The 19,030-nt window shown below is 56.3% G+C and carries 19 protein-coding genes; 4 read left to right on the forward strand and 15 right to left on the reverse strand.

The window, feature by feature from the left end:
• Positions 1-49: 49 nt before the first annotated feature.
• A complete protein-coding gene (metE, locus tag HYQ67_RS20420) occupies positions 50-2,311 on the reverse strand; it encodes a 5-methyltetrahydropteroyltriglutamate--homocysteine S-methyltransferase (protein WP_202307000.1) in 2,262 nt (753 codons plus the stop codon).
• A gap of 124 nt (positions 2,312-2,435) precedes the next feature.
• Between metE and metR the strand changes: the two genes are divergently transcribed.
• Complete coding sequence (gene metR, locus HYQ67_RS20425) at positions 2,436-3,389, forward strand: HTH-type transcriptional regulator MetR (protein WP_202307002.1); 954 nt, start codon at positions 2,436-2,438, stop codon at positions 3,387-3,389.
• On the opposite strand, the gene HYQ67_RS20430 is transcribed toward metR, so the two are convergent.
• The 3 genes from HYQ67_RS20430 to pldB all read right to left on the reverse strand — a co-directional run bounded on the left by HYQ67_RS20430 (position 3,277) and on the right by pldB (position 6,112).
• Positions 3,277-4,176: a carboxylate/amino acid/amine transporter gene (locus HYQ67_RS20430; protein WP_202307004.1), complete on the reverse strand. Its 900-nt coding sequence runs from the start codon at positions 4,174-4,176 to the stop codon at positions 3,277-3,279. The genes metR and HYQ67_RS20430 overlap by 113 nt on opposite strands.
• Before the next feature lie 108 nt (positions 4,177-4,284).
• Positions 4,285-5,091, reverse strand: coding sequence for a sugar/pyridoxal phosphate phosphatase YigL (gene yigL, locus HYQ67_RS20435; protein ID WP_202307006.1), 807 nt, complete (start codon positions 5,089-5,091; stop codon positions 4,285-4,287).
• A gap of 28 nt (positions 5,092-5,119) precedes the next feature.
• Positions 5,120-6,112, reverse strand: coding sequence for a lysophospholipase L2 (gene pldB / locus HYQ67_RS20440; RefSeq protein WP_202307008.1), 993 nt, complete (start codon positions 6,110-6,112; stop codon positions 5,120-5,122).
• Positions 6,113-6,211: 99 nt separating this feature from the next.
• Here pldB and rhtB point away from each other — a divergent pair, with 99 nt between their 5' ends.
• The gene (rhtB, locus tag HYQ67_RS20445; RefSeq protein ID WP_202307010.1) at positions 6,212-6,832 is read left to right on the forward strand and encodes a homoserine/homoserine lactone efflux protein; all 621 of its coding nucleotides are present in this window, start codon (positions 6,212-6,214) and stop codon (positions 6,830-6,832) included.
• Positions 6,833-6,836: 4 nt separating this feature from the next.
• Here rhtB and rhtC read toward each other — a convergent pair whose 3' ends face one another.
• From rhtC to pldA, 3 genes are all read right to left on the reverse strand, one after another.
• Positions 6,837-7,457, reverse strand: a complete 621-nt coding sequence (gene rhtC / locus HYQ67_RS20450) for a threonine export protein RhtC (RefSeq protein WP_202307012.1) — start codon at positions 7,455-7,457, stop codon at positions 6,837-6,839.
• A gap of 67 nt (positions 7,458-7,524) precedes the next feature.
• Entirely contained in the window at positions 7,525-9,351 is a 1,827-nt protein-coding gene (gene recQ / locus HYQ67_RS20455) for an ATP-dependent DNA helicase RecQ (protein ID WP_202307013.1), read from the reverse strand.
• Between the two features lie 63 nt (positions 9,352-9,414).
• Positions 9,415-10,284: a phospholipase A gene (pldA, locus tag HYQ67_RS20460; protein WP_202307015.1), complete on the reverse strand. Its 870-nt coding sequence runs from the start codon at positions 10,282-10,284 to the stop codon at positions 9,415-9,417.
• Positions 10,285-10,458: 174 nt separating this feature from the next.
• Here pldA and yigI point away from each other — a divergent pair, with 174 nt between their 5' ends.
• Both yigI and rarD read left to right on the forward strand, forming a co-directional pair.
• On the forward strand, positions 10,459-10,929 hold the full coding sequence (yigI, locus tag HYQ67_RS20465; RefSeq protein WP_202307017.1) for an acyl-CoA thioesterase YigI: 471 nt from the start codon (positions 10,459-10,461) through the stop codon (positions 10,927-10,929).
• Positions 10,930-11,128: 199 nt separating this feature from the next.
• Positions 11,129-12,025 (forward strand): EamA family transporter RarD, encoded by an 897-nt coding sequence (rarD, locus tag HYQ67_RS20470; protein WP_202307019.1) that lies wholly within the window; start codon positions 11,129-11,131, stop codon positions 12,023-12,025.
• 51 nt (positions 12,026-12,076) lie between these two features.
• Here rarD and corA read toward each other — a convergent pair whose 3' ends face one another.
• The 8 genes from corA to lptM all read right to left on the reverse strand — a co-directional run bounded on the left by corA (position 12,077) and on the right by lptM (position 19,015).
• A complete protein-coding gene (gene corA / locus HYQ67_RS20475) occupies positions 12,077-13,027 on the reverse strand; it encodes a magnesium/cobalt transporter CorA (RefSeq protein WP_202307020.1) in 951 nt (316 codons plus the stop codon).
• A gap of 162 nt (positions 13,028-13,189) precedes the next feature.
• Positions 13,190-13,282 (reverse strand): YsgD/CorL family protein, encoded by a 93-nt coding sequence (gene ysgD, locus HYQ67_RS24425; protein ID WP_408626186.1) that lies wholly within the window; start codon positions 13,280-13,282, stop codon positions 13,190-13,192.
• A 114-nt stretch (positions 13,283-13,396) separates the two neighbouring features.
• Positions 13,397-15,559, reverse strand: coding sequence for a DNA helicase II (gene uvrD, locus HYQ67_RS20480; protein ID WP_202307021.1), 2,163 nt, complete (start codon positions 15,557-15,559; stop codon positions 13,397-13,399).
• Positions 15,560-15,623: 64 nt separating this feature from the next.
• Positions 15,624-16,340 carry a 5-amino-6-(5-phospho-D-ribitylamino)uracil phosphatase YigB gene (gene yigB, locus HYQ67_RS20485; RefSeq protein WP_202307025.1) on the reverse strand — a complete coding sequence of 239 codons (717 nt, stop codon included), beginning with the start codon at positions 16,338-16,340 and terminating at the stop codon, positions 15,624-15,626.
• Positions 16,340-17,245, reverse strand: a complete 906-nt coding sequence (gene xerC / locus HYQ67_RS20490) for a tyrosine recombinase XerC (protein ID WP_202307027.1) — start codon at positions 17,243-17,245, stop codon at positions 16,340-16,342. Before xerC ends, yigB begins: the two co-directional genes overlap by 1 nt.
• Positions 17,242-17,946 (reverse strand): DUF484 domain-containing protein, encoded by a 705-nt coding sequence (locus HYQ67_RS20495; RefSeq protein WP_202307029.1) that lies wholly within the window; start codon positions 17,944-17,946, stop codon positions 17,242-17,244. The genes xerC and HYQ67_RS20495 overlap by 4 nt, the downstream gene beginning before the upstream one ends.
• The gene (gene dapF / locus HYQ67_RS20500) at positions 17,943-18,767 is read right to left on the reverse strand and encodes a diaminopimelate epimerase (RefSeq protein WP_202307031.1); all 825 of its coding nucleotides are present in this window, start codon (positions 18,765-18,767) and stop codon (positions 17,943-17,945) included. The genes HYQ67_RS20495 and dapF overlap by 4 nt, the downstream gene beginning before the upstream one ends.
• Positions 18,768-18,805: 38 nt before the next feature.
• Positions 18,806-19,015, reverse strand: a complete 210-nt coding sequence (gene lptM / locus HYQ67_RS20505; RefSeq protein WP_202307033.1) for an LPS translocon maturation chaperone LptM — start codon at positions 19,013-19,015, stop codon at positions 18,806-18,808.
• Positions 19,016-19,030: the final 15 nt, after the last annotated feature.

Raw genomic sequence — 19,030 nt, forward strand, 5'->3', positions numbered from 1 at the left:
CCCTCTCCCCAAAGGGACGAGGGAGAAGGCATGGCGTGAGGGTCAGGTCTTAAGCGCTACGCAGGTTCTGAGCAGCCTTCACCATATTTGCCAGCGCCTGGCGGGTTTCAGGCCAGCCGCGGGTTTTCAGGCCGCAGTCCGGGTTCACCCACAGGCGCTCTGCCGGGACGGACTCTGCGGCTTTCTTCAGCAGGGCCTCGATCCATTCCACGCTTGGCACGTTCGGAGAGTGAATATCGTAGACGCCCGGCCCGATTTCGTTCGGGTATTCGAACTCTTTGAACGACTCCAGCAGATCCATATCGGAACGGGACGTTTCGATGGTGATCACGTCCGCATCCAGCGCCGCGATGGAATCCATGATGTCGTTGAACTCGCAGTAACACATGTGAGTGTGGATCTGCGTGTCATCGCGCACGACGGCGGCGTTCAGGCGGAAGGCTTCCACGCCCCACTCTAAATAGGCCTGCCAGTCGGACTGGCGCAGCGGTAAGCCTTCGCGCAGCGCTGGCTCATCAATCTGGATGATGCCAATGCCCGCATCTTCCAGGTCCGCCACTTCATCACGCAGCGCCAGAGCGATTTGCTTCGCGATGGTTTCGCGGCTCACATCCTCGCGTGGGAATGACCAGCAGAGGATGGTCACCGGCCCGGTCAGCATGCCTTTCACCGGTTTGTCGGTCAGGGACTGCGCGTACTTCGCCCACTCAACGGTGATGGCCTTCGGACGGCTGATGTCACCAATGACTACCGGAGGCTTCACGCAGCGGGAACCGTAGCTCTGCACCCAGCCGTTCTGGGTAAACACGAAGCCGTCGAGGTTTTCACCGAAATACTCCACCATGTCGTTACGCTCGGCTTCGCCGTGTACCAGCACGTCCAGCTCCAGGCGCTCCTGCTCAACAATCGCCTGCTTAATGTGTTCAGCGATACCGGTGCGGTAGTTGCCCGCGTCCAGATTGCCTTTTTTGAAATCCAGACGCAGACCGCGAATTTCAGTGGTTTGCGGGAACGATCCGATAGTTGTTGTTGGCCATGCCGGCAGGTTAAAGCGCTGGCGCTGCGCCTGAGCACGGGAAACATAGTCGCTCTGGCGCTGGCTGTCCTGAGCGGTAATGGCCGCCAGGCGTTTTTCTACCGCCGCGTTATGCACCCGGCTGGAGTTACGGCGAGCCTGAATCGGCGCGCTCCACTCGGCGATTTTGTCCGTGTTGCCGCTGTTCAGGGCTTCGGTCAGCAGTGACAGTTCGGCGCATTTTTGCAGGGCAAAAGCAAACCAGCTTTTCACCTCTTCATCCAGACGGGTTTCCACGCTCAGATCGATTGGGCTGTGCAGCAGGGAGCAGGAAGAAGCTACCCACAGGTCTCGTTTGCCGACCAGCTCTTTCAGCTGCGCGTATTTCTCAGTCAGATCGGCACGCCAGACGTTACGACCGTTGATGACACCCGCAGACAGCAGCCAGTCGACAGGCAGCTGCTGATGGATCTCGTTGATATCGTCTTTACCGTGAACGAAATCAACGTGCAGACCCTGTACCGGCAGCGCGGTAATGGTGTTCAGGTTCGGCGTCACGCCTTCGAAATAGGTGGTCAGCAGGAGTTTAGTTTTGCCAGCCAGCGCGTCGTAAGCCGGTTTGAAGGCGTCCAGCCATGCCTGCGGCAGCTCCAGCACCAGCGCGGGCTCATCGATTTGCACCCACTCAATACCGCGTTTTGCCAGCTCGGCCAGCACCTGCTGGTATACCGGCAAAATATCTTTCAGCAGGCTCAGGCGGTCAAACTGTTCGCCTTTCACTTTGCCCAGCCACAGGTAAGTGACCGGCCCAAGCAACACGGGCTTCACGTTGTGGCCCAGGGCCAGCGCTTCATCCACTTCATCCAGCAGCTGCGTCCACGTCAGTCTGAACTGCTGCCCTTTGGTGAATTCCGGCACCATGTAGTGATAGTTGGTGTTAAACCATTTGGTCATTTCAGCGGCGGCGGCTGGCTCGCCGGTTGGGGCACGGCCACGGCCAATGCGGAATAAGGTGTCCAGGTCGACGCTGCCGTCCGCATTCTGATGACGAGCCGGCACGTTACCGAGCAGCAGGCTGGTGGTCAGAACGTGGTCGTACCATGCGAAGTCGCCCACCGGCAGCAGCTCAACGCCCGCCTGTTTTTGCTGATCCCAGTGACGGGCGCGCAGCTCGCGGCCCACCGCCAGTAACTCTTGCTGGGTGGAGCTGCCAGCCCAGTAGCTCTCTTGTGCTTTTTTCAGTTCGCGACGCAGGCCGACACGAGGAAAACCGAGGGTGTGATTATGGATTGTCATTTTTCTTTCCTCATTATATCTCGAATTTGACGCATTTAGACGTCCAGATGTTTACACATCTATAATCCGCAGGTACTGTATCTTCCTCAAGCGCAAAATCTTCATCGCGAAGTGAAGGACTTTCATGATCGAAATTAAACATCTGCGGACGCTCCAGGCGTTACGAAACTGCGGCTCGCTGGCCGCCGCGAGCGCCTCGCTGCATCAGACCCAGTCAGCCCTCTCCCACCAGTTCAGCGATCTGGAGCAGCGGCTCGGGTTCCGCCTGTTTGTTCGTAAAAGTCAGCCGCTGCGCTTTACGCCGCAGGGTGAAATTCTGCTTCAGCTTGCCGAACAGGTGCTGCCGCAGATCGGCCGCGCGCTTCAGGCCTGCAATGAACCGCATCAGACCACGCTGCGCATTGCTATTGAATGCCACAGCTGCATCCAGTGGCTGACTCCGGCGCTGGAGAATTTCCACAAACAGTGGCCGCAGGTGGATCTGGATTTTAAATCAGGCGTGACGTTCGACCCGCAGCCCGCGCTGCAGCAAAGCGAGCTGGATATCGTTCTGACGTCCGACATCCTGCCACGCAGCGGCCTGCACTATTCGCCCATGTTTGATTATGAAGTGCGCCTGGTGCTGGCGACGGATCACCCGCTGGCGGGCAAGGCGCGCATCGAGCCGGAAGATTTGAGCAGCGAAACGCTGATGATTTACCCGGTGCAGCGTCAGCGGCTGGATATCTGGCGTCATTTTCTGCAACCGGCAGGCGTCAGCCCGTCACTGAAAAGCGTCGATAACACCTTGCTGCTGATTCAGATGGTGTCGGCCCGCATGGGGATAGCCGCGCTGCCGCACTGGGTGGTGGAGAGTTTTGAGCGCCAGGGGCTGGTGGTGACCAGGACCCTGGGCGAAGGATTGTGGAGCCGACTGTACGCTGCGGTTCGCGATGGCGAACAGCGTCAGCCGGTCACAGAAGCGTTTATTCGCTCGACGCGCTCGCACGCCTGTGAGCATCTTCCGTTTGTGCGGAACGCGGAGCGACCCAATGGCGATGCACCCATAGCGAAGCCATTATCACCGTCCCCCCAATAATAAAGCTCGGCCAGTGGGGCTGCTCCTGCCAGATGGCGAGGTTAACCAGCAGCCCTGCGGGCACATGCACGTTGTTCATGATGCCGAGCGTCCCCGCATCGACCTGCGTCGCACCGTAGTTCCACATGAAATAGCCCAGTCCGGAAGCGACCACGCCCAGCCAGACCAGAATGCCCCATTGCAGGTTAGTGGTTGGCAGCTTCTGTGGATTGCCCATCACAAACCAGGCGCTTACCGCCACCACGGCTGCCCCGAGATAGAACCAGGAAAAAGCGCATCTTTGCGGCATAGGCCGCGTTTCCATCAGTCGTTTGTAGCCCACCATCCCGATGGCAAAGCAGATGTTCGCCGCCTGTACCAGCAGTAAGCCAGTCCAGAAGTGATCGCTCACTTTGTCATAGCGGATGATGGCCGCGCCGACAACGGCCAGCCCGGCGCTTAGCGCATAGCCCCAGCGCAGCGGCCTGCGGCTGAGCAAATCATAAATAAACGTGATGTAGAGCGGCGTCAGCACCGTGAACAGCAGGAATTCCGACACGGTGAGATAGAGATAGGCCTGGAAGCTGAACAGGTACATCACGCCGAGCTGCAGCGCGCCCACCAGCATATACAGCAGGAGCGTTTTCGCGCTGTAGCCTTTAAATCGCAGGAATGGCAGGAACACAACTGCCGCCAGCCCTACGCGCATCAGCACGGAGAAATAGCTGTCGACATTCCCGGCAAGGTATTCGCCAATCAGGCTAAAAGAGAAGGCCCACAGGATAGTGGTGATGATCAGTAACGGCACGGTGGCGTCTTCGCAGCAGGAAATTTACCGCATTGTAGCGAAGCTTGTTGCCGGGAGGGGAATTATTTGGTTGACGAGTGGTGATTGATTCACCACTCGTTTGTATGATTACTCCGCGCCGAGGAACATCCTGCGCAGATAGTGCGGGACGGCGTTCTCGGCGTTGGTGCCGATTACTTCCAGCTCCGGCAGCAGGTCTTTCAGGCGCTGGTGGGCGTTGCCCATGATGCAGCCTTTCCCTGCCATAGAGAGCATTTCAGCGTCGTTCATGCCGTCGCCAAAGGAGATGCACTCTTTTAAGCTGTAGCCCATCGCTTTCGCTACGGCTTCCAGCGCGTGCCCCTTAGATACGCCGCCCGCCATCACTTCCAGGCAGGTTAACGTGGAGAAGCTAACGTTAACGCGATCACCCCAGCGGGCGTTGATGGCCTGCTCGAGCGGCAGCAGTTTTTCATGATCGTCGCAGGTGAAGAACACTTTGCTGACGCCGTCCGTTTCCAGCAGGCCCGGTTCGAACAGCGAGTACTTGAAAACGGCTTCTTTAAAATATTTCATCTCTTCCGGGCGGTGGCGGTTCATGAACCATTCATCGCCGCGATAGACGTTAGTCACGATATCCGGGTTGGCTTGAATCACACCAAACAGATCGCCTGCAATATCACGATCCAGATCGTGCGTGAACACCAGGTTGCCGTCGGTGTCATGCACGCGGGCGCCGTTGGAAGTGATCATGTAGGCTTTGATTTCGAGGTTGTCGCGGATCTGCGCAACGTCGATATGGTGACGCCCCGTTGCAAACACGAAGTGAACACCCTGCGCGGTTAGCAGCTTCAGCGTTTCTTTCGCATACGGGGAGAGCAGATGATCGGGGGACAGCAACGTGCCATCTAAGTCAGACGCAACGACTTGGTACATAGGATTAGTAAACCTCTGGTGAAGAAAATTAACGATGCCGCTCGAAAAACTCGAGGATGGCATGCAACGCTTCGGCTCGCATATCGTCCTTTTCAAACAGGATCTCATGATACGCGCCGTTTATGACGTAAGGTGCTTCCCCCTCACAGGGATGGCCCGCCGCGGCACGAATTTCGCAGAATCGTTGGTGCGCACGGTTATCCACCACCCGCTCCTCTTCTGCCTGGAGTAAAAATATCGGCGTCGTGATGGCGGTGGCTCCCGCCAAAACTTCTTCTCCTGCCAGGATCCCTTCGCGTACCCAGTGCCATGTTGGCCCACCGACCCGCAATGCTGGCTCATCAGCATAAAAACGCAGGCTGCGGCGGTAACGCTCACGGCTATGGGTCAGGACATTAACGCTAAACGGTAAAGCGCGCCACCGGCCAGTTCCTATTGCATAACCTTCACGAATTCGCTGGTGACCCTCGGCCCAGTCAAGCAAGTGGCGCACCATCCATTCTGGCCATCGCAGCGTAATACCGAACATCGGCGCACAAAGCGCAACAGCATCGAACGCCTGCGAATGCTTTGTCAGCCACAACGTGGTGATTGCTCCGCCCATTGAGTGGGCCAGTACGTAGCGCTTTCGCCACGTCCCGGTAGCAACTTCCTGCTGGTAAAATCGGTCAAAATCTTCGACATAGTCGCTAAATTTCACGACATGCCCACGGTGTGTATCAGAGAGCAAACGGCCTGAACGGCCCTGCCCCCGGTGGTCAATAATCAATACGTCGAAGCCGCTGTAGAATAAATCGTAGGCAAGTTCAGCATATTTCACGTAGCTTTCGATACGACCAGGACAGACGACAATCACCCTGTCATGGCTGTCATCGCAAAAGCGGACATAACGCACGGGCACGTCATCGACGCCCAGGAATTCACGCTCTTCCCGCCCACGCCAGAAGTCTGTTAATGGACCCATCGTGAAAGCAGAAAACGCCTTTTCACGTGATAACCATCCATTTTTATCCTGAGCCATATGCTGTTTTACACCGTATAAATTGATTATTTGTGACCCGTAGCACGCCCATAAACAATAGCGTATTGTGGCACAAAAGTGTTCGCTCGGGAATTTCGCATGACTTTCGAATGGTGGTTTACCTATCTTCTAACGACAATCATTTTAAGCCTCTCTCCAGGCTCTGGCGCGATCAATACGATGTCCACCGCGATGAGCCACGGCTACCGAGGAGCAGCGGCATCTATTGCAGGATTACAAACCGGGCTGGCGATTCATATTGTGCTGGTTGGTGTCGGGCTGGGCGCGCTGTTTTCACGTTCATTAATGGCATTCGAAGTGCTGAAATGGGCAGGTGTTGCTTATCTCATTTGGCTTGGCATTCAACAATGGCGTGCCGCAGGGGCAATCGATCTCAATACGCTGGCAGCCAGTCAGCCGCGCAGCCGCCTGTTTAAACGCGCGGTGTTTGTGAATCTCACTAACCCCAAAAGCATTGTGTTTCTGGCCGCACTGTTCCCGCAGTTTATCGCCCCGCATCAGCCTCAGGCGATTCAGTACGCGATCCTGGGCGTGACAACAGTGGTAGTGGATATCATTGTGATGATTGGCTACGCAACGTTAGCCAAACGCATTGCGGGGTGGATAAAAGGGCCACGTCAGATGAAAGCGTTGAACCGGGTGTTTGGTTCGCTGTTCATGCTCGTCGGCGCGCTCCTTGCCGGAGCACGCCAGGCCTGATCGTTTAGCGGGAAATGATCAGGTGAATACCGAAACCGGTAAACAGCGCGCCCGCCATACCGTCAATCCATTTGGCAAGGCGCTGATAGCCGCGACGCATTTTCGGCAGGGCAAACAGGCTGGCCACAATGGTAAACCAGGCAAAAGTTTCCAGGGCAATCATTACAAATAAGCCCCAGCGCTCCGCGCCACCCACGTTGTCGCCAACGAACAGGGAGAAGACGCTGCCGAAATAGATAATCGCTTTCGGGTTAGACAGGTTGGTAAGCAGCCCTTTCAGGAAGCTACGTCCGCCGTGAGCCAGCTCTACCGCCGGGGCTTCTTCCGTTGCCACTTCTTTCTTAAACGCGCCGCGCAGCATCTGATAACCCATCCAGCACAGGTAGAGGCCACCGCCGACCATAATAATGCTGTGCAGCCACGCCATTTTTTCGAGGATCAGGTTAAGACCCAGTAACGCCACGCCGGACCACACCATGACGCCGCCGGTAATCCCCAGCACGCCCATCATCGCCTCTTTGCGGGAGCGGCTAACGGCTGTCTGGGAAACGAAGAAAAAATCAGGGCCAGGGGTGACCAGGGCAACGATATGCAATACCGCTACGGTCAGAAAAAGCATCAGCATAGGAAGTTACTCGCGGGATAATCAGTCGATGAACAGCCATCCTGCCACGTTCGGGCAGGACTGGCTACTACTCATCTTCGCCGTCGACGTGGCTGCGAATGAGTGACATGAATTCTCGGCCAAAACGCTCCAGCTTGCGGGTTCCCACGCCGTTCACACCCAGCATTTCTCCAGGGGATAACGGCATCTGCTCTGCCATTTCGATAAGCGTCGCGTCGTTGAACACCACGTAAGGCGGGATGTTCTCTTCGTCAGCGATAGCTTTGCGAAGTTTACGGAGCTTGGCAAACAGCTTGCGGTCGTAGTTGCCGGAGGCAAACTTCTGGCTCGCTTTAGATTTAATCGCCACAACCCGGGGAACGGCGAGCATCAGCGGGACTTCAGCGCGCAGATAAGGACGGGCGGCTTCAGTAAGCTGCAAGGCTGAATGCTGGGCGATATTTTGCGTCACCACGCCAAGGTGAATGAGCTGGCGGATCACGCTCACCCAATGTTCGGTGGTGTGCTCACGCCCTTCCCCATAAACCTTCAGTTTGTCGTGGCCGAACTCGCGAATACGCTGGTTGTTTGAGCCACGCAGCACTTCCACAACGTAGCCCATACCGAAACGCTGGCCGACGCGATAAATACAGGACAGCGCTTTTTGCGCGTCCATCAGCCCGTCATACTTGCGCGGTGGGTCGAGACAAACGTCGCAGTTACCGCAAGGCTGCTGTCGGCCTTCCCCGAAGTAGTTCAGCAGCACCAGACGGCGGCAGGTTTGCGCTTCCGCAAAGGCACCCATCGCGTTGAGCTTATGGCGTTCGATGTCCTGCAACGCCCCCACGGGCTTCTCTTCGAGACATTTTCGTAGCCAGGCCATATCTGCCGGGTCGTAAAACAGCATGGCTTCCGCTGGCAGGCCATCGCGCCCGGCGCGGCCCGTTTCCTGGTAATAAGACTCGATGTTACGCGGGATATCAAAGTGCGCCACGAAGCGGACGTTAGGCTTGTTGATGCCCATGCCGAAGGCGACGGTGGCGACGACGATTTGCAGGTCGTCGCGCTGGAATTTCTCCTGCACATCAGCCCGAACGTCATGCTCAAGCCCGGCGTGATAAGCCCCGGCGGAAATACCTTTGCTTTGCAGTCGGGCAGCGGTGTCTTCAACTTTCGCACGGCTGCCGCAGTAAATAATACCGGATTTGCCCTTCTGCTCCTGGACATAGCGCATCAGCTGATCGAGCGGCTTAAATTTCTCCATCAGCATGTAGCGAATATTCGGGCGGTCGAAGCTGCTGATCTGGATCAGCGGATCCTGCAGGCCAAGCAGGCGGACGATATCCAGCCTGGTGGTGTCATCAGCGGTGGCGGTAAGAGCAATAAACGGGACTTCAGGCAGGCGCTGGCGCAGCTGACCCAGGGCGGCATACTCCGGGCGGAAATCGTGCCCCCACTGGGAGATACAGTGCGCTTCGTCGACGGCAACCATCGACAGATGCCACTGGCTAATCTGGTCGATGAAATTATCCATCATCAGCCGTTCAGGCGCGATATACAGCAGACGGATTTGCCCGCTGCGGCAGCCCGCCATCACTTCCTGCTGCTGGTCCCGGCTCTGGGTGGAGTTCAGACAGGCCGCAGAAACGCCGTTGGCCAGCAGCTGATCCACCTGATCTTTCATCAGCGAGATAAGCGGTGACACAACCACCGTCAGCCCACCGAAGACCAGCGCAGGGATTTGGTAGCAGAGGGATTTACCGCCGCCCGTTGGCATCACGACCAGGCAGTCGCGACCAGCAAGCACCGTTTCAATAATGGATTCCTGACCCGGACGGAATTGCTGGTAGCCGAAGGTCTCTTGCAGAACCTGTCTTGCCACCGCTGTCTGATTTATTACTTCCGCCTCTGTCACGCTCTCTCCACCACAAATAAAACAGGCGCCATTTTCAGCGCCTGAATGAAAAACTGCAACTTTTTAGAACAGGTCGTTAAGCATAACCCCTACGCCGAAGCGCGTCTGGTTAAAGTTGTAATCAATTAACGACTCGCCGTAGCCGCTGTAGAGCTGGGTGTACAGACGAACGTGCTTACCGACCGGATAGCTGAAGCCAAGCTCCGCACCGCCGTAGCCGGTGTTCCAGTTGTACTGGCCCTTCATGCTCAGAATCGCGTCGCCAAGCTCATAACCGACTTTCAGCTGGTAATAGCCCATATATTTAGCGATATCAGGGTTATCGTCGGTTGAGCCAATGACATACCACGGCTTCACTTCCACCAGCCAGTTACCGTTCTCGGCCATCAGACGTGCATACATGCGGTTCCAGCTGCGGGAGGTCGGGTCGGAGCGGCCGTTAGACTGGTGGTTGTAGCCAAACTCCACGTCGCGCAGCGTCCAGCCGGCAAACGTCTCATCCGTAGCAAAGCCCAGGAACACCTGCGGCTCATAGTTCGTTTCACGGAACGGTGAAGATTCACTGCTGTTAGAGAGCTGCCACCATGATTTCTGAGTATAGGATGCGCCAAGCACCGAGTTCTCACCAAGAATACCGCGCCATAGCGGGAAGGCGAGGCTCAGCTGGAACTTCACTTCATCTTTACGGGCGTTATCAGACCAGTTGTAGGAGCTGATAGCTTCTTTGTTCAGGTCATCAGTCACCGTATAAATCACATAGTTGGATTCATAAGGGTAAAGAGTGAAGGGGTTGTCATGTTCCTGCAGCATGTTTGCAATGATGCTGCCGCGAACGGCTGGTTTGTCATGAACTTCTTTAATCGTAGCTTCCTGTGCATAAGCGGTAAGAGGCAGCAAGCTTGCTGCCATTAAGCACCCCAAAAACTTGCGCATCGACGACGTTCTCCTGAATGTAATATTTAGTTTCGAATTGTTAGCCGGTCGACATTCTACAGAGTTCTTATTCATACCGCTCGTCCCTCTATCCGAAAGTGGAAAGCAACAAATGAGAAGCATAAAATACACATTCAAGTAACTTATTCAGACTTTCCGATCGAGGAACGATCCATGTCCGGCAATGTATTAACTACCGAAGCGGCGCTGCAGCTGGTTGGCGAAATTTTTGTCTATCACATGCCTTTTAATCGTGCGCTGGGTCTTGAGCTTGAGCGCTATGAAAAAGCCTTCGCCCAGCTCGGATTTAACAATCAGCCGATGATGGTAGGTAACTGGGCGCAGAGCATTTTGCACGGCGGAGTGATTGCTTCCGCGCTGGATGTGGCCGCGGGTCTGGTTTGCGTCGGCAGCACGCTGACGCGTCACGAGACCATCAGCGAAGAGGAGCTGCGCCAGCGATTATCGAAAATGGGGACTATCGATCTGCGCGTCGATTATCTGCGTCCGGGGCGAGGTCAGCGCTTTACGGCCAGCAGCAGCTTGTTGCGAGCAGGTAATAAGGTCGCGGTTGCACGCGTTGAATTACATAACGAAGAGCAGGTGCATATTGCCAGCGCCACGGCTACCTATATGGTGGGGTAAGAAGATAAATCCTGAGACGACTAAAAGATAAGGAAAAAGCGTGGTTTTTCCTTATCTTTGGTTGCTTTGGCGAAAATCAATAAATTGATTTTCCTTAATATTTTCTGCTTAATTTTTCCACCGCTCAGGCGTGTGAATTTTGTCACCAATCTGTAAATCCTGTTACTATTTGCGCACTATTCTTCGACGAGCTTTATTCATGGATGCGAAACAGACCCGCCAGGGCGTATTGTTTGCCCTCGCGGCGTATTTAATGTGGGGCATCGCGCCTGCTTATTTCAAACTGATCAACTACGTTCCGGCAGATGAGATCCTGACCCACCGGGTTATCTGGTCATTCTTCTTTATGATCGCACTGATTAGCCTGAGCCGTCAGTGGCCACAGGTGAAAAAAGCCTGCCGTAACCGTAAGAAGGTGCTGGCGATGGCGGGCTCCGCGGTGCTTATTGGCGGGAACTGGCTGCTGTTTATCTGGGCGGTGAATAATAACCATATGCTCGAAGCCAGCCTGGGATACTTTATTAATCCGCTGGTTAACGTCGTGCTGGGGATGGTTTTCCTGGGCGAACGCTTCCGTCGCATGCAATGGCTGGCCGTGGCGCTGGCCTGCTGTGGGGTGCTGGTGCAGCTGTGGACGTTTGGCTCGCTGCCGGTCATTGCGCTCGGTCTGGCCTTCAGCTTCGCTTTCTACGGGCTGGTGCGCAAGAAAATCGCCGTCGATGCGCAAACCGGGATGTTAGTCGAGACGCTCTGGCTGCTGCCGATTGCGGCTATTTACCTGTTTGGTATTGCTGACAGCGCAACCAGCCATATGGGGCAGAACCCGTGGTCGCTGAATCTTCTGCTGATTGCCGCAGGCGTAGTGACCACCATTCCGCTACTGTGCTTTACCGCCGCCGCAACGCGCCTGCGCCTCTCAACGTTGGGGTTCTTCCAGTATCTTGGCCCGACGCTGATGTTCCTGCTGGCGGTCACCTTCTACGGAGAAGTGGTGGGTAAGGACAAGATGGTAACCTTTGGCTTTATCTGGGCTGCACTGGCGCTGTTTATTCTGGATGCGGTGTATACGCAGCGCCGGCTGCGTAAGATCGCTTAACGACAGCCGCTATTATCTCCCTCACCCCAAAGGGGCGGGGGGAGAAAAACGTTACAGCCAGTTCTTACGTTTGAAGTAGAGATAAGGTGCAAGCCCGGCGAGGATCATCACGATAATCGCCGCCGGATAGCCGAAGCTTAGCTTCAGCTCGGGCATAAACTCGAAGTTCATCCCGTAGCTGGATGCCACAAGCGTTGGCGGCAGGAACACGACCGATACCACCGAGAAGATCTTGATGATGCGGTTCTGCTCGATGTTAATAAAGCCCATCGCCGCCTGCATCAGGAAGTTGACCTTCTGGAACAGGGATTCGTTGTGCGGCAGCAGGGATTCGATATCTCGCAGGATCTCACGGGCCTGCTCCAGCTGACCGCCCGGCAAGCGCGCCTTGCGCACCAGGAAGTTCAGCGCTCGCTGGGTATCCATCAGACACAGGCGAACCTTCCAGCCGATATCTTCCAGCTCTGCGAGCGTTGACAGCGCGGCGTCATACTCATCGCCCTGATGCCCTTCCATGATCACACGGCTGAGCTTTTCCAGATCGCTGTAAATGTTTTCGATCTCATCCGCCAGCTGTTCAATTTTGGTTTCGAACAGATCCAGCAGCAGTTCGTAGGCGTTACCGTCCACCATGGCCTGGCTACGGGCGCGCATACGGTACAGGCGAAACGCAGGCAGTTCACGTTCGCGCAGGGTATACAGGCGACCTTCACGAATGGTGAATGCCACGGTGCTGTTGCCCGCGTGATCGTCCGCATCTTCGAAAAAGAAAAATGAGTGGATGTGCAAACCATCTTCGTCTTCAAAAAAACGTGCGGATGCTTCGATGTCTTCAAGCTCAGGGCGGGTTGCCAGGCTCTGACCAAGTTCCGTTTGCACACGCTGCCGCTCACTCTCTTCAGGTTCCACCAGATCGACCCAGACGGAGTTTGTCAGGTCGTCGGTTTCATCCCCTTCAAGGCGGGACAGACGATTGTTTTCCAGTTGAAATGCGCTCAGCATGACCGGGACTCCCAATGCAAAAAATATCAGGGACAGTTCGGTTGGCACACAGACAGAAACTCTTGAGGTTTCAGACCATTAAACAGTCTGACTCATTGCGACGGGAACGGTAGACGAGCAGTCGCCGACAACCACTAAGGCTATCAGCATTCGAGGATAGCCTTAGAAGTTGTACCTGCAAAACAGGTAATTGAGCCAGTATCTACTGGGTGTGTCCAAGGCGAGTGTCCTCTTAAGTCGTATTCGTGCGCGCATGTTACGCCACCAAAAATATGGCGTCAACACGCAACGGGATACCGCTGGCGAATAAATACCCGCGATATTTAAAGGGTAGCGGCATTCCCATAAATTGCCAGATATTTCTGTAGGTTACACCGTTTCCAGCCGGGCATACGCAGCCACCAGCCACTTAATTCCCTGACCCGGGAAAGCGACCTGCACGCGGCTATGTTCGCCGCTGCCTTCCAGATTGACGATGGTGCCTTCCCCAAACTTGGTGTGGCGTACGCGTTGCCCCAGCTTGTAGCCCGTATCATTCTCGGATATCGGTGTGCCCATACGTTGATGGCTGACCGGACGGCTGATACTGGCGCGTAAACGAACCTCTTCCACCGTATTTTCCGGCAGCTCACCCACGAAACGCGACGGGCGATGATAAACCTCTTTGCCATACAAACGGCGAGTTTCCGCATAGGTCAGCGTTAGCTTCTGCATCGCTCGCGTCACGCCGACGTAGGCCAGGCGGCGCTCCTCTTCCAGACGCCCGCCTTCATCCAGCGACATCTGGCTTGGGAACATGCCCTCTTCCATGCCGACGATAAAGACCTGCGGGAACTCCAGGCCTTTGGCGGAGTGCAGCGTCATCAGCTGAACCGCATCCTGCCACGTGTCCGCCTGACCTTCCCCCGCTTCCAGTGCGGCGTGGGACAGGAAGGCCTGAAGCGGCATCAGATCTTCGTCTTCATCCTGATAGCTGAACTGGCGCGTTGCTGTCACCAGCTCCTCTAAGTTTTCGATGCGTGTCTGGCCTTTCTCGCCCTTCTCCTGCTCGTACATCATCATCAGGCCGGAGTCTTTAATCACGCGGTCGGTCTGGACGTGCAGGGGCATGTCGATGGTTTCATGAGCCAGCGCGTCGATAAGCTCCATAAAGCGTTGCAGGGCAGAGGCGGCACGGCCAGCAAGCGCCTTTTCCTGTAATAACAGGCGGCAGGACTGCCAGAGCGTAAGCTGTTTATCACGAGAAGTCTGGCGCACCACGTCCAGCGTACGATCGCCAATCCCACGCGTTGGGGTGTTGACCACTCGCTCAAAGGCGGCGTCATCGTTACGGTTGGCGATCAGGCGCAGATATGACAGCGCATCTTTGATTTCCTGACGTTCGAAGAAGCGCATGCCGCCGTAGATACGGTACGGCATGCTGACCTGCAATAAAGCCTCTTCCAGCACGCGCGACTGGGCGTTGCTGCGATAAAGAATGGCGCACTGCTCAAGCGCTCCGCCGCTCTCCTGCCAGGTTTTGATGCGGTTAACCACGAAGCGGGCTTCATCCAGCTCGTTGAAGGCGCAATAGAGAGAAATAGGCTCGCCGTCGCTGCCGTCTGTCCACAGCTCTTTGCCCAGACGACCAGAGTTATTGGCGATCAGGGCGTTGGCGGCGTTCAGAATGTTATTCGTCGAGCGGTAGTTCTGCTCCAGACGAATGGTTTCGGCACCGGGGAAATCCTTCAGGAAGCGCTGGATGTTTTCCACCTGCGCGCCGCGCCAGCCGTAAATTGACTGATCGTCATCGCCGACAATCATCACTTTGCCGGTGTCGCCTGCGAGCATGCGGATCCACGCGTACTGGATGCTGTTGGTATCCTGGAACTCATCCACCAGAATATTGGTGAAGCGTTCGCGGTAGTGGTTAAGAATGTGCGGCTTGTTCAGCCAGAGTTCGTGCGCGCGCAGCAGCAGTTCGGCGAAATCCACCAGGCCTGCACGGTCACAGGCTTCCTGATAGGCCTGATAAACCTTCTGCCAGGTCTGCTCAACCGGGTTGCCGTAGCTTTCTATGTGATGCGGGCGCAGACCTTCATCTTTTTTGCCGTTGATGTACCACATGGCCTGACGTGCCGGCCACTGCTTGTCATCAAGATTCAGCGCTTTCACCAGGCGCTTTAGCAGGCGCAGCTGATCTTCGCTGTCCAGAATCTGGAAATCCTGCGGCAGGTTAGCGTCCATATGATGTGCCCGCAGCAGGCGGTGGGCCAGACCGTGGAAAGTACCAACCCACATGCCGCCTTGGCTGGTGCCCATCAGCTGGCCGATACGGTGACGCATCTCCGCCGCTGCTTTGTTGGTAAAGGTCACCGCCATGATGGAGTACGGCGAGCAGTGCTCGACGGTTATCAGCCAGGCGATGCGGTGAACCAGCACACGTGTCTTACCACTGCCCGCCCCAGCCAGCACCAGCATATTGCTGCGCGAGGCCGCTACGGCTTCACGTTGTTTATCATTCAGGCTGTCTAGCAGGTAAGAAACGTCCATTGGCACCGCCGCGTGAGGCAGGGGCAGCGTGCCACCCCTGGAATTTTATACAGAGTTCTGATGATTATATCAGCGCAGTCAGGGATGCCAACCGCGAAATTTCGAGATGAGGTAACAGGCGGCTGTCGTCGATCTGCATCAGATCGCCGTCGCGCAGGTTTACCCAGCAGGCCTGCATGCCGCAGCGCACGGCTCCGGCAACGTCCGTGGTGAGGTCATCACCCACGTGAAGGATATGCGCCAGCGGCACGTCGAGCTTCTGCGCCGCAAGATGGTACATGTCGTTGAACGGTTTTGAACGACCGTGCGGGCCAGCCCGCAGAACAAACTTAAAGTATTTATCCAGCCCGAACAGATGAGGCTCCGCGTTACCGTTGGTGATCGCCACCAGCGGCCATTTTTCAGCGAGCTTCGCGAGCGTGTCGTGGGTTTCTTCCGGCACGTCAATACGGCTGCGCCACTCGGCAAAATTTGCCATAGCAGCCGTCGCGCCCGCCGCAGCTTCTTCAGCGCTCAAACCCGCATCCAGCATCGCCTGCTCAACGGCACGGCGACGCCATTCGCTCACGTCGTGATAGATATCCGGCTCAGCGAGGCGAATTGCCTGACGCAGCCGCATGAAATCAGGCTTTTTTAGCGCGCTCAGGCTCGGATGGTAGTTCTGCACAAAGCTTAACGACTCAAGCTCAGTGCGTTCAATCACCGGACGGTTGTCATACAGGGTATCGTCCAGATCGAAGGTGAGCGCGGCTACAGGCCCAAGCGGGCGGTAAAAATGCATTATGATTTCCCCCTTTTGGCGCGTGGATGCGCGGCATCATACACCGTGGCTAAATGTTGAAAATCTAAGTGGGTATAGATTTGCGTGGTGGACAGGTTCGCGTGGCCCAACAGTTCCTGCACACCGCGTAAATCGCCGCTCGACTCCAGCATATGCGTGGCAAAGGAGTGACGCAGCTTGTGGGGATGGACATGGCTGTTCAGCCCCTGCTTGATGCCCCACTCGCTAAAGCGTTTCTGGACGTTGCGGGCGGAAATACGTTTCCCCTGCTTCGAGAGAAACAGCGCGTCGTCGTCCGGGCCAAACAGCTCGCGCAGATCGAGCCAGTGCTCAACCCAGTTCACAGCAGATTTTCCCACCGGTACGCGACGCTCCTTGCTGCCTTTCCCCATCACCCAGACTTCGCCGGTGTCCAGATCGATATGGCCGCAATCCATGTTGACCAGTTCGGAAAGACGCAGGCCCGCGCCGTACATCACTTCCAGCATGGCGCGATCGCGCACGGCGAGCGGATCGTTAAGATCGATATTCAGCAGCCGATCGATATCATCCACTTCAATATTTTTCGGCAGATGGCGGCCTGACTTCGGCGCGGAGATCCCTTTTGCGGGATTGGCTTTAAGCTCTCCCTGGCTAACCTGCCAGTCGAAGAAGCTGCGCAGCGCGGAGAGGCGCAGCGCGAGGCTGGAAGGCCCGAGGCCTGCTCTGCGGCTGCGGACAGCGAGGGATCGCACACCTGCGGCATCACACTGCTGCCAGGTTTTCATCCCCATCTCACCCAGCAGGTGGATGATGGTCTCAAGCTGGCGGCCATAGTTTAACAGGGTAAGCGGGCTGAGCTGGCGCTCAACCTTCAGATAACGCAGGAAGCCGTCAACGGCTGGCTGAAGCGGCGAGGCGGTCATACGCGCTCAATCCAGCGCTCCAGCAGGTCAGGTAGCATTAATGCTAATTCATGCAGCAGCTGTGTTCCCTGGCCTTCGTGATAGTGCTGGGCGTCACGGCTGCTGAACAGCAGCACGCCGAGATCGGCATCGCTGCCCATCAGCGACATCGCCACCGAACCAATCGCTTTCGCCTGCGGGAGGATCACCAGCAGCTCCGGTCCGTTCAACGGGCCAAGATAATGTTGGTTATCGCCCAGCCGCTGAATACGCAGCGGTTCAAAAGCCTGGCGGCTCAGGGATAGCTGCACAAAATCAGAAGGCGCACCGATGCGCCAGCGGTCAGCAAAAAGGCGGACGTTCGCCCCCGCCAGCCCCATCTCACGCGCCCAGCGGTGCAGGCGGTTGAGCATATCCTGCAAACTTGTTGCCGCGGCAAGGCGGCCCTGGAGCTTGAGTAAACGGTAGAACAACCCTTCGTTAGCATTCGCCTGCTCCATCAGCAGGTTCATGTTCTCCTCGAGGCGGTTAATGTGGTTACGGCTGCGAGCCATATGCCATTCCACCAGCGACACGGTGCCGCGAATGGGGTGCGGCACCTGCATCTGTTCTACCTGTAGGGCGTTGCGGATAAAGAAGTCGGGATTGCGCAGCAGGTACTCCGCCACTGCGTTATCATCGAGCTCCAGTACGGCTTCTTGCTGTTCCTCGACGTTCTTCATAGATGTATGAATCCATCATAGACATGGGCCGCCGGACCGGTCATATACAGCGGAGAACCCGGCCCTTTCCAGGCGATATCAAGGCGACCGCCGGGCAGCTCAACGCGTACCTGTTCGGCCAGCAAACCTTGCTGAATACCCACGGCGACGGCACCACAGGCACCGCTGCCACAAGCTTGTGTTTCCCCGGCTCCGCGCTCAAAAACGCGCAGGCGGATGTGTTCACGAGTGACGACCTGCATGAAACCGATGTTTGCCCGCTCCGGGAAGCGTTCGTGGCTCTCCATTACTGGGCCTAAGGTTTCCACGGCGGCAGCCACGACATCATCGACCTGAATCACGCAATGCGGGTTACCCATCGACACTACGCCACACATGATGGTCTGTTCCGCGGCACGCATAATATAGGTCTTTTCCGCTTTGTTTGCGCGAAACGGCACTTCGGAAGGTTCGAAGTTCGGCTCACCCATATTAACGCGTACCAGTTCGTCATCCGTCACGCTAAGCACCATACGGCCATTCGCGGTACTGACGCGGATATCGCGCTTGTTGGTCAGCCCTTTCAGGCGCACAAAGCGAGCAAAACAGCGTGCGCCATTGCCACACTGCGAGACTTCGCTGCCGTCGGCGTTGAAGATTCGATAATGGAAATCGAGATCGGGATCGTATGGCGGTTCAACCACCAGCAGCTGGTCGAAGCCGACGCCGAGATGACGATCCGACAAGCGGCGGATCAGCTCAGGCGAGAAATAAACGTTTTGTGTCACCGCGTCGACGACCATAAAGTCATTACCGAGGCCATGCATTTTTGAGAACTGCATCTTCTGCTCCATTTCCGCGGTTGCTTATCTCTTGGTGACTAGTAGACAGTCTGGGTCGGCATATCATCCGTACCGCGATCGTTACGAACCGGGGTAGTGGATTGCGTTTGCGGAGCAGGCGCAGTGTTCTGTGTCGCCGGTTTGGTTTTACCATCAGCCGGTGGAAAATAGAGAGGCCCTTTCAGGCCACAGCCTGTCAGGCTAAACAGCGCAAGGGCGACGGCCAGCGGGCAGAAAATTTTCTTCATTATTGAGTTGCCTGT

This window comes from Dryocola clanedunensis subsp. sulfonylureivorans, from assembly GCF_016756775.1.
In the GTDB taxonomy this organism is placed as follows: Bacteria; Pseudomonadota; Gammaproteobacteria; order Enterobacterales; family Enterobacteriaceae; genus Dryocola; species Dryocola clanedunensis.

Bases quoted from the DNA above. Each gene is read 5' to 3' on its own strand.
- rhtB (WP_202307010.1), top strand. From the start codon at position 6,212: ATGACTTTCGAATGGTGGTTTACCTATCTTCTAACGACAATCATTTTA.
- rhtC (WP_202307012.1), bottom strand. From the start codon at position 7,457: ATGCTGATGCTTTTTCTGACCGTAGCGGTATTGCATATCGTTGCCCTG.
- metE (WP_202307000.1), bottom strand. From the start codon at position 2,311: ATGACAATCCATAATCACACCCTCGGTTTTCCTCGTGTCGGCCTGCGT.
- yigL (WP_202307006.1), bottom strand. From the start codon at position 5,091: ATGTACCAAGTCGTTGCGTCTGACTTAGATGGCACGTTGCTGTCCCCC.
- rarD (WP_202307019.1), top strand. From the start codon at position 11,129: ATGGATGCGAAACAGACCCGCCAGGGCGTATTGTTTGCCCTCGCGGCG.
- pldB (WP_202307008.1), bottom strand. From the start codon at position 6,112: ATGGCTCAGGATAAAAATGGATGGTTATCACGTGAAAAGGCGTTTTCT.
- dapF (WP_202307031.1), bottom strand. From the start codon at position 18,767: ATGCAGTTCTCAAAAATGCATGGCCTCGGTAATGACTTTATGGTCGTC.
- yigB (WP_202307025.1), bottom strand. From the start codon at position 16,340: ATGCATTTTTACCGCCCGCTTGGGCCTGTAGCCGCGCTCACCTTCGAT.
- xerC (WP_202307027.1), bottom strand. From the start codon at position 17,245: ATGACCGCCTCGCCGCTTCAGCCAGCCGTTGACGGCTTCCTGCGTTAT.
- metR (WP_202307002.1), top strand. From the start codon at position 2,436: ATGATCGAAATTAAACATCTGCGGACGCTCCAGGCGTTACGAAACTGC.
- corA (WP_202307020.1), bottom strand. From the start codon at position 13,027: ATGCTGAGCGCATTTCAACTGGAAAACAATCGTCTGTCCCGCCTTGAA.
- HYQ67_RS20495 (WP_202307029.1), bottom strand. From the start codon at position 17,946: ATGAAGAACGTCGAGGAACAGCAAGAAGCCGTACTGGAGCTCGATGAT.
- ysgD (WP_408626186.1), bottom strand. From the start codon at position 13,282: ATGCGCGCACGAATACGACTTAAGAGGACACTCGCCTTGGACACACCC.
- lptM (WP_202307033.1), bottom strand. From the start codon at position 19,015: ATGAAGAAAATTTTCTGCCCGCTGGCCGTCGCCCTTGCGCTGTTTAGC.
- pldA (WP_202307015.1), bottom strand. From the start codon at position 10,284: ATGCGCAAGTTTTTGGGGTGCTTAATGGCAGCAAGCTTGCTGCCTCTT.
- uvrD (WP_202307021.1), bottom strand. From the start codon at position 15,559: ATGGACGTTTCTTACCTGCTAGACAGCCTGAATGATAAACAACGTGAA.
- yigI (WP_202307017.1), top strand. From the start codon at position 10,459: ATGTCCGGCAATGTATTAACTACCGAAGCGGCGCTGCAGCTGGTTGGC.